Annotated in this window: 12 protein-coding genes and 1 pseudogene; 3 read left to right on the forward strand and 10 right to left on the reverse strand. The window is 66.6% G+C overall.

The genetic code is table 11. The features are described from left to right. Positions 1-85 precede the first annotated feature (85 nt). The 3 genes from purM to BLS42_RS09815 all read right to left on the reverse strand — a co-directional run bounded on the left by purM (position 86) and on the right by BLS42_RS09815 (position 3390). Complete coding sequence (gene purM, locus BLS42_RS09805) at positions 86-1255, reverse strand: phosphoribosylformylglycinamidine cyclo-ligase (protein ID WP_090580162.1); 1170 nt, start codon at positions 1253-1255, stop codon at positions 86-88. Beyond that, complete coding sequence (gene purF, locus BLS42_RS09810) at positions 1252-2955, reverse strand: amidophosphoribosyltransferase (RefSeq protein ID WP_090580165.1); 1704 nt, start codon at positions 2953-2955, stop codon at positions 1252-1254. The genes purM and purF overlap by 4 nt, the downstream gene beginning before the upstream one ends. A 63-nt stretch (positions 2956-3018) precedes the next feature. Then, complete coding sequence (locus tag BLS42_RS09815) at positions 3019-3390, reverse strand: hypothetical protein (protein ID WP_090580168.1); 372 nt, start codon at positions 3388-3390, stop codon at positions 3019-3021. A gap of 100 nt (positions 3391-3490) precedes the next feature. Here BLS42_RS09815 and BLS42_RS09820 point away from each other — a divergent pair, with 100 nt between their 5' ends. Next, positions 3491-4339 carry a class I SAM-dependent methyltransferase gene (locus BLS42_RS09820; protein ID WP_090580171.1) on the forward strand — a complete coding sequence of 283 codons (849 nt, stop codon included), beginning with the start codon at positions 3491-3493 and terminating at the stop codon, positions 4337-4339. A gap of 115 nt (positions 4340-4454) precedes the next feature. Here the strand turns inward: BLS42_RS09820 and BLS42_RS09825 are convergent, their stop codons facing one another. Beyond that, complete coding sequence (locus tag BLS42_RS09825) at positions 4455-5135, reverse strand: hypothetical protein (protein WP_256336371.1); 681 nt, start codon at positions 5133-5135, stop codon at positions 4455-4457. On the opposite strand from BLS42_RS09825, the gene BLS42_RS20575 reads away from it, so the two are divergent. Further along, complete coding sequence (locus BLS42_RS20575; protein WP_256336372.1) at positions 5126-5293, forward strand: hypothetical protein; 168 nt, start codon at positions 5126-5128, stop codon at positions 5291-5293. The genes BLS42_RS09825 and BLS42_RS20575 overlap by 10 nt on opposite strands. Positions 5294-5331: 38 nt before the next feature. Here BLS42_RS20575 and BLS42_RS20810 read toward each other — a convergent pair. Both BLS42_RS20810 and bcp read right to left on the reverse strand, forming a co-directional pair. Continuing rightward, positions 5332-5406, reverse strand: a pseudogene (locus BLS42_RS20810) (hypothetical protein); the annotation flags it as partial. 230 nt (positions 5407-5636) lie between these two features. Further along, a complete protein-coding gene (bcp, locus tag BLS42_RS09830; protein WP_090580174.1) occupies positions 5637-6116 on the reverse strand; it encodes a thioredoxin-dependent thiol peroxidase in 480 nt (159 codons plus the stop codon). 242 nt (positions 6117-6358) lie between these two features. Between bcp and BLS42_RS09835 the strand changes: the two genes are divergently transcribed. Next, positions 6359-7279, forward strand: coding sequence for a serine hydrolase (locus tag BLS42_RS09835; protein ID WP_256336373.1), 921 nt, complete (start codon positions 6359-6361; stop codon positions 7277-7279). A 2-nt stretch (positions 7280-7281) separates the two neighbouring features. Here BLS42_RS09835 and BLS42_RS19960 read toward each other — a convergent pair whose 3' ends face one another. The 4 genes from BLS42_RS19960 to BLS42_RS20210 form a co-directional block, all read right to left on the reverse strand. Continuing rightward, positions 7282-9180, reverse strand: a complete 1899-nt coding sequence (locus BLS42_RS19960; RefSeq protein ID WP_143019171.1) for a PKD domain-containing protein — start codon at positions 9178-9180, stop codon at positions 7282-7284. Positions 9181-9480: 300 nt separating this feature from the next. Further along, on the reverse strand, positions 9481-10824 hold the full coding sequence (gene allB, locus BLS42_RS09845) for an allantoinase AllB (protein WP_090580177.1): 1344 nt from the start codon (positions 10822-10824) through the stop codon (positions 9481-9483). A 48-nt stretch (positions 10825-10872) separates the two neighbouring features. Next, positions 10873-11673: a hydroxypyruvate isomerase family protein gene (locus tag BLS42_RS09850; RefSeq protein WP_090580179.1), complete on the reverse strand. Its 801-nt coding sequence runs from the start codon at positions 11671-11673 to the stop codon at positions 10873-10875. Positions 11674-11705: 32 nt separating this feature from the next. Beyond that, positions 11706-11867 carry a glycine zipper domain-containing protein gene (locus tag BLS42_RS20210; RefSeq protein ID WP_176803298.1) on the reverse strand — a complete coding sequence of 54 codons (162 nt, stop codon included), beginning with the start codon at positions 11865-11867 and terminating at the stop codon, positions 11706-11708. Between the last annotated feature and the right edge of the window lie 36 nt (positions 11868-11903).

Raw genomic sequence — 11903 nt, forward strand, 5'->3', positions numbered from 1 at the left:
TCGGGCCCACGCCGGCAGGGTTCCCTGGCCGAGCTTGCGAGGCGAGGGGGCCGGTGGGGAGCACTCGACGTTGGGTCAGACGGTTCTAGGCGTAGGCGTTGACCAGCCGGACGGCGCCGCCGTCGACGCCCTTGGCGCCCTGGACGTAGTCCGGGCCCGACTTGATGACCGAGTCCGAGTTCTGCTCGACGGTGCCCATGATCCAGGACGGCAGGCCGCGGTCGTTGAGCCGGTTGACGGCGGCGTCGGCCGCTTCCGGGGAAACAATGGCCACCATGCCCACGCCCAGGTTCAGCGTGCGCTCCAGATCGGCCAGCGGGACGTTGCCGAGCTCGGCGACCAGCTTGAAGATGGCCGGGAGTTCCCAGGTGGAGCGGTCCACGGTGGCCAGCAGGCCCTGCGGGAGGACCCGGGCGAGGTTGGCCGCGAGGCCGCCGCCGGTCACGTGGCTGAAGCCGTGGACGGCCTTGCCGGCGGCGGAGCCGTTGACCGGGAAGGTGCGGGCGAGGTCCAGGCAGTCCGCGGCGTAGACGCGGGTGGGCTCGAGGAGCTCCTCGCCAAGGGTGCGGCCGAGTTCGGAGACCTGGCGGTCCAGGGCCCAGCCGGCGTGGTTGATGACGCGGCGGACCAGGGAGTAGCCGTTGGAGTGCAGGCCGGAGGAGGCCATGCCGATCACCACGTCGCCGGCGCGGACACGGTCCGGGCCGAGCAGCGCGTCGGCCTCGACCACCCCGGTGGCGGCACCGGCGACGTCGTACTCGTGCTCACCGAGAAGGCCCGGGTGCTCGGCCGTTTCGCCGCCCACCAGCGCGGTGCCGGCGACCGAGCAGGCGGCCGCGATGCCGCGGACGATGTCGGCGATCCGCTCCGGGACCACCTTGCCGCAGGCGATGTAGTCGGTCATGTAGAGCGGCTCGGCGCCCACGACGACGATGTCGTCCACCACCATGCCGACGAGGTCGAAGCCGATGGTGTCGTGGATGTCCATGGCCTGGGCGATTGCCACCTTGGTGCCGACGCCGTCCGTGGAGGTGGCCAGCAGCGGGCGCTTGTAGGTGAGCAGCCGGGAGACGTCATAGAGGCCTGCAAACCCGCCGACGCCGCCGATCACCGAGGCGTTGTGGGTTGCCTTGACGGCGTCCTTCATGAGTTCGACGGCGCGGTCTCCCGCTTCAACGTCGACGCCGGCGGAGGCGTAGGTGATGCCGGAGTTCTGGGCGGCGTTCATGTCAGCGGCCGGGGAGGCGGAAGTCATACTGGCTCTTTCTTGTCGGCTGTGGTGACGCGGTCGGCATCGGTGAGCAGTTCTTCGAATTCGGAGTCCGGCCCCGGATCGCAACCGGTGGCGCCGGCCTTCTCGGCCGGGTCGTCGGAGATCGCGGTGCCGGGTTCGGCGTCGGACGCCATGGACGCCGCCGCGCCGGAAACAGCCGCGCCGGAACCGGCCCCGCCGGAAAGAGCCGCAGCGGAGGCGGACGGAAGGCCGCCGAGGTCCTTGCGCTCGAGCAGGTTCTTGCCGAGCTTGTCCGCGCCGGGCAGCTCAATCGGGTACTTGCCGGTGAAGCAGGCGGTGCAAAGACGCTCGCGCGGCTGCCGGGTGGCGTCGATCATGCCGTCTTCGGAAATGTAGGCGAGCGAGTCGGCGCCGATGGCCTGGGTGATTTCGTCGATGGTGGCGCCGTTGGCGATCAGTTCCGCCCGGGAGGCGAAGTCGATGCCGTAGAAACAGGGCCACTTGACCGGCGGGGAGGAAATTTTGATGTGGACGCTCGCGGCGCCCGCTTCCCGGAGCATCCGCACGATGGCGCGCTGGGTGTTGCCGCGGACGATCGAGTCGTCCACCACCACAACACGCTTGCCGCGGATCACGGATTCGAGGGCGTTGAGCTTGAGCCGGATGCCGAGCTGGCGCAGTGTCTGTGAGGGCTGGATGAAGGTGCGGCCCACGTAGGAGTTCTTGACAAAGCCGTGCGCGAAGGGGATGCCGGATTCCTCGGCGTAGCCCACCGCGGCGGGGGTGCCCGATTCGGGCACCGGGATGACGATGTCCGCTTCCTGGGTGTTTTCGCGGGCCAGCTGGCGGCCCATTTCCACGCGGGATTCGTACACCGAGCGGCCCGCAATGGAGGCGTCCGGGCGGGCGAGGTAAACGTATTCGAAAACGCAGCCGGCCGGCGTCGCCTCGGCGAAGCGCTCAGAGCGGACGCCGTCCTCGTCGATCGCGATGAACTCGCCTGGTTCGATTTCGCGGATGAAGCTGGCTCCGACGGTGGCGAGGGCGGACTGCTCGGAGGCAACCACCCAGCCGCGTTCGAGCCGGCCCAGGCAGAGCGGGCGGATCCCGTAGGTGTCGCGGGCCGCGTAGAGGGTGCCCTCATCCATGAAGACGAAGCAGAAGCCGCCCTTGATCTTGGGCAGCAGTTCCATGGCGGTCTGCTCAAGGGACTTGCCCTCTTCGCCCTCCAGGAGTGCGGTGACCAGGGCGGTGTCCGAGGTGTTGCCCTGCTTCATCTCGCCGCTGAGGTTTCCGCCGTTGCGGTCCTCGATCATCGCCTTGAGCTCGGCCGTGTTGGTCAGGTTGCCGTTGTGGGCCAGGGCCACGGTGCCCGTGGACGTCGCGCCCAGGGTGGGCTGGGCGTTGGCCCAGTGGCTCGCACCGGTAGTGGAATAGCGGCAGTGGCCGACGGCCAGGTGCCCGGTCAGGGTGTTCAGCGTGGTCTCGTCGAAGACCTGGGAAACGAGTCCCATGTCCTTGTAGACGTTAATCCGCTTGCCGTCGCTGGTTGCAATGCCAGCCGACTCCTGACCGCGGTGCTGCAATGCGTACAGCCCGTAGTAGGTGAGTTTTGCTACTTCTTCACCGGGTGCCCAGACCCCGAAGACGCCGCATGCGTCCTGAGGGCCTTTTTCGCCTGGGAGAAGATCATGAGAAAGTTTTCCATCGCCGCGTGCCACTGGTCGATTATCTCACGATGTGCGCTAAGACTTTTCCGGCGGCCGGTTTGTGACCTGCCGCCCTCAGGTGCGGTTCCCGTCGTCGTCGGCGTCCGGTGCGGACTCGACGACGGCGTGCTCGGCGCGGCGGACGCTCATCCGGTCCAGGACCAGGGCGGCCGCGGCACCCAGGATGACGCCGCCGGCAGCACACAGGACCATGAAGAAGCCGAAGACCGAGCTGGCGTCATAGCTCGCGTCACCGGGAAGGGCATAGGCGATGATGGCCGCGGCGGCCACGCCCACGAGGCCGCCCAGGATCAGGAAGGGCACATATTTCGGCGCCCGGCGGACGGTCACCTCGCGGCGCTCCGGAACGCTGCGCGGAGTGCTGCCCTGGGCCGGTTCCCGCTGGGGATCGCTGCCTGCTGTGCCGGGGGTTTCGTGGGAAGACATGCCATTAAGCCTACTGCCCTTGGACTCATTGCCGGGGCCCGGTTCCCGGAGCAGACTAGGGGTGGGGGAGGGCCAGGTACAGACGAGCTAAGGAACCGCCATGTTAGCCTCGGCCGACCGAGTTCGTGAGGAGCAGCGTTTGCTCTGGGATGAGTTCTCGGCGGGCTGGAAGAAATGGGACGCTGAACTGCTCGGCTGGCAGGCCCCGTTCGGGGACGCCCTGCTCCAGGAGCTCCGGCTTCGCCCCGATTCCGAGGTGCTGGATGTCGCGGCCGGCACCGGGGAACCCGGACTCAACGTGGCCGCGCAGGTGCCCGACGGCCGTGTGGTCCTGACCGACATTTCGGCGGGGATGCTCCGGGTGGCCGAGGAGAAGGCATCCGCCCGGCACCTGACCAACCTGGATTTCGAGGTTTGCGACGCTGCCGCCATGCCCTTCGGGGACAGCACGTTCGACGCCGTGTATTCCCGCTTCGGTTTGATGTTCTTTCCGGTGATGTCCGCGGCGATGGCGGAGATGGCGCGCACCGCCAAGCCAGGCGCCCGCGTGGGCGCCGTCGTCTGGGGGCGCGCGGCGTCAAATCCCTGGGCAAGCCTGATCCTTGGCACGATCGCCCGGCACCGGGAACTGCCCATTCCGCCCGCAGGCACTCCCGGACTGTTCCGCTGCGCACCAACCGGGTTCATGACCCGCATGTTCAAGGATGCCGGGCTGGCAGAAGTGACCGAGCGCCAGGTCAGCACGGACCTGGTGCACGAATCTCCCGAGAGCTACTGGGAGTTCATGACCGACATCGCGACCACCGTGGCGATGGGGCTGGCCAAGGCGGACGAGGATTCGCGAGCTCTGATCCGCCAGGACGTGTTCGCGCTGCTGGGCCGCTACGAGCACGACGGCGCGATCCGGCTCCGGTCGACCGCCACGGTAGTGGCCGGGACCAAGCCGTAGCTCAGGCCGATATTCGCGGCGTTTTCGGACGGGCGTACCGCTTTCGGACAGATGCACCGAGGATCCTCGCTGCATCTGTCCGAATAAGTAGCGGAAGCCCGGTTGCGTGGCAGGATCAGCGCAGACAGGACGGGAGCGGCTGCCGGGGAACACCAGCCGCCGCCAGAAACGCGGCAAATGTTCTGGGATTGGACAGCTCCGACCATGTCCACCGGATCACACGTCGGCCCGTGGCACGAATCCGGTCCTCCCGGCGTTTCTCGTCAGTAAGCGCCTCAGCTGGCGTTCGGCCCTGGAGATACTCCGCCTTGCGGTACTTCACGAGGCCGTCGAACTCTCCGCAAAGCTGTTCATCGGGCCAGTCAAAGTCTGTGAACGCTACCAGCCCCCGGGCATCGCGGATTTCGACCTGAAGCAGGGGAACCTGAAAGCCGAGCCGGTGCATCAGCGCCCGGCTCACCGATTCTCCTGGGGAGCCGGAGGCAGGATCAGCAAACTTCAGGGCGGTCCGGATTCTCCGGGCTGCGGCTCCTGTGTAGTTGCCGTCGATACCGGCGTCGAGTTCCTCGCGGCTGAGCGGTGCCAGGTTGTCCGGCTGCGGGCGGAGGACGTGGTCGAATACCGTGACGCCCTGCTCGAACGATTCGAAGGCTGCCAAGTCCAAGGCCGTCCGCACACGGTCTGTGACCAGGGGCCCGTGACGTTCCTCGATCTGCGCCGAGTCCAAATCCACGAAATGCCGGCGGACCCCGGCGCGCGAGCGTCCGCCGCCGCCGTCGGAAGTGCATGCGTGCACCAGATGGCGGTGGCCCCAGCACCGGCATGCCCCACAGCACAGCTGAGGACTGGCGGCAGAAGACGGTGCGGCTCCTCAGCGTGGAAGCCGCCGCCCGGATGAAAACCGGATACCTGTCCCACGGCGTCAGCGCTTCCCACTCGTCTGCCCGGACGTAAACGCCCTGCCTGATGCGCCGCAGCTGCCCGGACTTCGCCTGCCGCGCAAGGTTCCGCGCGTCCTGGCCCAGTCGTGCGAGATCGCTGCTGAGAATCAACGGAGGTAATTCCATGCCCCGATGGTGGCCCGCGACGCTGCCCCTGACAACCAGCGGCGGGGCGGATGTGGAGAACCTTTTCGCGGCAGTTTCGGGCAGGCGCGCAACTATCGGACGGGCGCGCCGCAGATCCTCGCTGCATGTGTCCGATTCAGCAGCGAGGGTCTGAAACGGCGGCGAAAAGCGCCCCGGCCCACAGGCGGGCGACGACGGGGAATCAGTGGAGCGTCAGACGCCCAGCCGCGCTAGACGCCCAGCGCTTCTTTCAGCGACGCCACGTGGCCCTGGGCCTTGACCTGGTACTGCGTCAGCTTCACCTTGCCCTCGGAGTCCAGCACCACGGTGGAGCGGACTATCCCCTCCGTGACCTCGCCCTGGATCAGCTTCTCGCCCCAGGCGCCGTAGGCCAGGGCGACAGCGTGGTCCTCGTCGGCCAGGAGCGGGAAGGTTAGGGCGAAGTCACCGGTGAAGTGGGCCAAGGCCTCCGGGGCGTCGGGGGAGATGCCCAGGACTTCGTAGCCTGAGCCCTGCAGGGACGCGAGGCTGTCGCGGAAATCGCAGGCCTCGGTGGTGCAGCCCGGGGTCGCGGCCTGCGGGTAGAAGTACACAATGACGTTCTTGCCGCGGTAATCGGCCAGGGATACCGGCCTTCCTTCGGCGTCGGGCAGCGTGAAATCCGGGGCCGGGGTGCCGGGCTGAAGCTTGACGGTCATGTTTGCGCTCATGATGATCCTTCGGGGGAGTGGACAACGGGTCTGTGATGCACAACATCGTGGACCGAGGCTGTATTCCGCCGCCTGAACCCATCAAGGGCCCCTCCGGGGCGGCTCGGCAAGGCTCGGGCCTGACAGCTGTTTCACAGCTCCGGCATAGCTGCCGTGATTAACTTGAAGCCATCATGGAACAGCAAACCCCAAGACAGCGACGATTCGGAGCCCCGCGCGCTCCCGGCCGCGGACCCCGTCGAATGACCGTCCGGCCACGGGCCCTGATGGGTGCGGCCGGTGCCGCCGTGCTCGCCGTTGCGCTGGCCGCAGGTATCTATTCCGCCGCAGAAGCCCGCTCGACGGCGGCGAATCTCACGACGGCGTCGGCTGCTCCGTCTGCCGCGACGACGGCGCAGGCCAGTGCTTCGCCCTCCGCCAGTGTCGATGCGTCGGCCCCGGCGTCCGCCCCGGCTGCGCGAACGGTCGACAAGGCACTCGACGCCCGTATCCAGGCCATTCTCGCTGCCAACAGCCAGTACCAGATCGGCGTGGCGGTGGTCGACCTCTCCCGGGACGCCGGCTCCGCGGACGTCCACGAATATGGGGTCCGGGAGAAGTTCGTGGCCGCGAGTACCGCCAAAGTCCTGGCCGCGGCGGCCTACTACCACCTGGTCGAAACCGGAGCGGCCAGCCTCGATGACCCCTTGGGGAACTACACCGCCGGATTCCAGCTCCGGGAGATGATCCAGCAGAGCGACAACGACTCGTGGTCCCTGATCATGGACGCGGTGGGCCACGAGGAGCTGACTGAGTACGCGGCGTCGCTCGGCGTGAACTATGTCCCGGAAATCAACACGCTGACGCCGGCGGAAATGGCGACCATATTCTCCCGCCTCTACTCCGGGACGCTCCTGAATGCCGGGGACACCGCCCAGCTGTTGTCCTATATGCAGGACACCAACTATGAGACGCTCATTCCCGCCGCAGTGCCGGACGGGATCACGGTCTTCCACAAGTACGGGCTCCTGGCCGGTGAACTGCACGACGCCGGCATCCTCGCCCGGGACGGCACCGCCTACGCCCTGGTGATCTACACCAAGGGCCAGGACCTGAGCGACGTCCCGGAACGCACCGAGGTGATTCATCAGCTGACGCAGGCGGTGGCGGGCGCCCTCTTCTAGGCCTATGGCGCCGCCACCCTCACATTGTCCAGCAGCACGGTAATCGGGGCATTGTTGGCACCGCCGGAGAGATACGTCATCAACCCGACGCTGCCCGCCGCCTGCAGAGCCGCCGTCGTGTCAGTCACGGAGCGCTGCCAGCTCGCCGGTTCGGCCGTCCCCACTTCCCAGACTTTGGCACGGATGGTGGTGGTCCCCGTGCCAGTGACCTGCAGGCGCATTGCCAAGCGATCGCCAACGGCATAGTTCAGGCCGGCGATCGTGAGGCCACTCTGGATGGTGGTTTCGGCGCCGCTGGCCGTCGTCCTGATCAATGACAGGTTCACAGCCCCCGTGGATGTCACCTGGGCCTTGGCACGGTATTCTCCGGATCCCGCAATCCTTCGTCCGGCAACCGAGAGATACAGGCCGGAACCGGAGGCGGGTTTGTCGCTCGCAAGCTCAAGGTAGAAGTCGGTGGCCGAGGAACTGATAGAACCCAGATAGGCGTAATTGCCGGAACCTGCAGTGGCGATACGCAGGCGTCCTGTACCGCTGGCCACGGAATAGTCGCTCGTGCTCCCCGACACGGTCCAGGGTCCACCCGTGTCCGCGGTGCCGAGACCATTACTGACCGTCCTGTTGAACGTGTCTTGGGCAAACGGCGCGGTGCCAGCTGTTGTTGTGACTGTCTGGGTTGCCGCGCCCGTGGCACCGCCGTTGTCAGTGACAGTCAGGGTGACGTTGTAGCTGCCGGGGGTGGCGTAGGGGTGCGACGGCGAAGGGCCGGTGCCGCTGGTGCCGTCGCCGAAGGTCCAGGCATAGCTTGCTATGGTGCCGTCGGGATCTGTGGACGCCGAAGCGTCGAATGCACACGTGAGATTGGAGCAGGACGAGGTGAAGGACGCTGATGGGGGCACGTTGCTCCCCGTCGAAGCGATGCTGAAGGCATCCGTGAACGCGCCGTCGGTGGCGACAAATCCGGCGTCCAACGTGGTGGCGGTGAACTTCATATCCAGCAGGCCGTGACTTGGGTTCCGGTTCAGGCCGGAATAGGCGGCGAAGTACGGTGTTTCCGGATCGGCGGTATCGACGTCGCGCAGGCCCACACCACCCGTCCCGACGGTTGTAAAGACGGAGCCCGCTCCCTTGGCCAGGGAATTGTCCACGTCACGCACGCAGGATGAGTTGTAGACGCCGGGCTGAAGCCCCGGGCATCCGGCTGCTACTGAAAGCTGCTTGCTGCGCTGATAGTGATGTTCATGGCCATTCAGGACAAGGTCCACTTTCTTGCTGAGAAGCAGGTTGGTAATGTCGGTGCCCGCGACGCAGCCGTATACGCCGATCGAAATACAGGGCGCGTGCATGGCCACCACTACCCAGGGAACGGACGCGGACCGGGCTCCGTCGATTGCTGCTGCTGTCCAGTTATAGCGAGGACTGCCGACGGAGAAGTCCCCGGTTCCGTCCGCAAAAGCAAATCCCGGAGCGATAAACACAAAGCGTGCCACTGGATTCTGTTGCGGGACATCGACGTAGTATTGCCGGCCGTAGGTTCCCACCGCCCCGGGAAGCTGGTTAGGCAAGCAAGCGGCAAAATCATTGATGTTTCCGTTCATTCCATTGCTTTCGTGGTTGCCCGATACCAGCTGGAACGGGAACCCAGCGCCGGTGCGGGATGTGACGAAATCGCACCAGGACTGCTCTGCTCCGGTGGCACCGTAGGAAAGGTCGCCCAGGGCCAAGTGCAGGTCCGGTTTGAGCTGTCCGACTCGTGAGAGAACACCGGCGGCTGCGGTTGAGCTGGAATAGTCGCCCGCCGCTGTGACGTGCAGTTCCCCCGGAACGGCGGGGATGACGGCGGCTTCGGCAGCCTCGGTTCCACCGGGCAGCAGTTGGGCCATCACGGGACTTAACGCCACTGAGCCCCCTAAGACAAGGGCAGCGCTCGTAATCGACACTGTGACGAGATGCCAAAACGTGGCGATACGGGGTGCTGCTGGTCTCTTCGTTGCGCTCACGGTACGCTCCTCTATCCGCCGTTCCGAACAGAGAGCAGCTTTGTACCCGATATATTCCGCTCAACGCTCCACACGCCACTTGCGTGCTGGTTGCACGGTAGGCCGGGGCCTCTTCGGGATTCCCGAGTATGCGGTACTCCTTTTTTTCGCCATCTTGCCTGTTCTGCTCGCATTTGTACGTGCTTCTGCCGGCCGCCTGGCTCATACGCCGCCGCGGCGGATCAGCTTGCCGGTCGGAGTCCGGCCGTCGATCAGGGTGCCGCGGAGGTAGGTCTGGCGGACGACGCCGGAAAGCGCCTTCCCGTCATACGGGGTGATGGGATTCTTGTGCTTGAGCTTGGAGGCGTCCACGACGTATGCCTCGTCCGGGGCAAACACGGAGAGGTCGGCGTCGTACCCCGGCGCCAGCCGGCCCTTGTTGCCCAGGCCGGCGAGCTGGGCCGGCCTGGCCGCCATCCACAAGAGAACCTGCTCCAACGGGATGCCGCGGTGCCGGGCCTCGGTCCAGATCAGCGACAGGCCCAGCTGCAACGAGGAGACCCCGCCCCAGGCCACGGCGAAGTCCCCGTTTTCCAGATCCTTCAAGTCCAGGGTGGACGGGGAGTGGTCCGAGACGATGCAGTCGATGGTGCCGTCCTGCAACCCGGCCCACAGCAGTTCGCGGTTGGCGGCTTCGCGGATCGGCGGGCAGCACTTGTAGGCAGTGGCGCCGTTCGGGATTTCCTCGGCCGTCAGCGTCAGGTAGTGCGGGCACGTTTCGACGGTGAGGCGGACGCCGTCGCGCTTGGCGGTGGCGATCATGGGGAGCGCGTCGGAGGAGGACAGGTGCACGATGTGGGCGCGGGCGCCGGTCCGGCGGGCCCGTTCGATGACCTCGGCGATGGCCTTGTTCTCGGCCGCGCGCGGGCGGGACGCAAGGAACGTGGCGTAGCCGTCGCCGCCCGGGTGGGGTGCCTGCTCGATCGTGTGGGAGTCCTCGGCGTGGACGATCATGAGCGAGTCGAAGGACAACAGAGCGGCCATGTCCTCTTCCATCTCGTCGGCTTCCAAATGCGGGAACTCGTCCACACCGGAGTGCAGCAGGAAGCATTTGAAGCCGAAGACTCCCTCGTCGTGCAGCGGCCGAAGTTCGGGCTTGTTGCCCGGGACGGCTCCGCCCCAGAAACCGACGTCCACGAACACCTGGTCCTGGGCCACCTCGCGCTTGAGTAACAGGGCAGCCACCGTAGTGGTGGGCGGGATGCTGTTCAACGGCATGTCGATGATCGTGGTGACGCCGCCGGCCGCCGCCGCCCGGGTGGCGGACGCGAAGCCCTCCCACTCGGTGCGGCCGGGCTCGTTGACGTGCACGTGGGTGTCCACAAGGCCTGGCAGGAGGGTTTCGTCGTCGGCGAGATCGATTACTTCACCGCCGGAAAGGCCGTTGCCCAGCGGCGCGATGGCGACAATCACGCCGTCGCGGACGCCGACTTCCCGCGCGGCCATGCCGGCTGTGGTCAGCACCTGCCGCCCGCGGAAGACGACGTCGTAGGTTTCGTCAGACACGGAGGGTCTCCTTTCCCGGAGCGCTGTGCTGTTTGGCTGGCGCAGGGTCTAGGGGGAGACGCGCTGGCGGGTGGCCCAGCTGAACGCGGTCTCCGAAGGTTCCTTGTATTCCAGGCCGATGGAGCCCTCGTAGCCGAGTGCGCGGCTGCGGGCGATCCATCGGCCGAGCGGAAGCTGCCCGGTTCCGGGGGCCCCGCGGCCGGGGTTGTCGGCGATCTGGATGTGGCCGAAGTCCTTGGCGTGCTTTTCGATGACCGCGGCGACGTCGTCACCGTTCACGGCCAGGTGGTAGAAGTCGGCGAGGAGCTTGATGTTCTCGGCGTCGGATTCCTGCTTGACCCTAACGATGACGTCGAGGGCGTCCTGGGCCTTGCGCAGTGGGTACTTGGGGGCGCCGCTGACGGGTTCCAGGAGGACTGTGCCGCCGATGCGGGCGATTGCGGCGGCCGCCGTCGCGAGGTTTTCGGCGCCAATGGCGTCCTGCTGCTCAGCGGTTTCGCCGTCAATGCGGTTGCCGTACAGGGCGTTGAAGGCCTTGCAGCCGAGGCGCCCACCGATGCCGGCGACGACGTCGATGTTGTCCTGGAATTCGGTGGAGCGCGCCGGCCAGGAGACCAGTCCGCGGTCGCCGCCGGGCATGTCGCCCGCGTTGAAGTTCAGGCCCGTGAGCTGTACGCCGGCGTCGGTGATGGCGTTCTCAAACCGGGCAACCTCGACGTCGGTGGGGACGGAGGTCTCGAAGGGCCACCAGAATTCGACGGCGTCAAAACCGGCGGCTTTCGCCGCGGCCGGGCGTTCCAGCAGGGGGAGCTCCGTCAGGAGGATGGAGCAGTTCACGGTGTACGTCATTGTGGGTTCCTTCCGGTGTGGGCGGGACATCCTCATCCCTTCCTAGGGTCCTTCCGGACCCCCAGGCCCACGAGTGCGCCGAGCCCAACGCCGATCAATAGACCCGTGAACGGCCTGTCGACGGTGGCGGCTCCGATGGCGAAGCCGAGGGCCGCGCCAAGGAGCATTCCGATCCACAGTGATTCGTACTTCACAGCCTCAGGCTAGCAAGCATCGCCGGGGCCACAAGG

This window comes from Arthrobacter sp. ov407, from assembly GCF_900102895.1.
Classification (GTDB): domain Bacteria; phylum Actinomycetota; class Actinomycetes; order Actinomycetales; family Micrococcaceae; genus Arthrobacter.

Bases quoted from the DNA above. Each gene is read 5' to 3' on its own strand.
- purM (WP_090580162.1), bottom strand. From the start codon at position 1,255: ATGACTTCCGCCTCCCCGGCCGCTGACATGAACGCCGCCCAGAACTCC.
- BLS42_RS09815 (WP_090580168.1), bottom strand. From the start codon at position 3,390: ATGTCTTCCCACGAAACCCCCGGCACAGCAGGCAGCGATCCCCAGCGG.
- BLS42_RS09820 (WP_090580171.1), top strand. From the start codon at position 3,491: ATGTTAGCCTCGGCCGACCGAGTTCGTGAGGAGCAGCGTTTGCTCTGG.
- BLS42_RS20575 (WP_256336372.1), top strand. From the start codon at position 5,126: ATGCGTGCACCAGATGGCGGTGGCCCCAGCACCGGCATGCCCCACAGC.
- bcp (WP_090580174.1), bottom strand. From the start codon at position 6,116: ATGAGCGCAAACATGACCGTCAAGCTTCAGCCCGGCACCCCGGCCCCG.
- BLS42_RS09835 (WP_256336373.1), top strand. From the start codon at position 6,359: ATGACCGTCCGGCCACGGGCCCTGATGGGTGCGGCCGGTGCCGCCGTG.
- BLS42_RS09850 (WP_090580179.1), bottom strand. From the start codon at position 11,673: ATGACGTACACCGTGAACTGCTCCATCCTCCTGACGGAGCTCCCCCTG.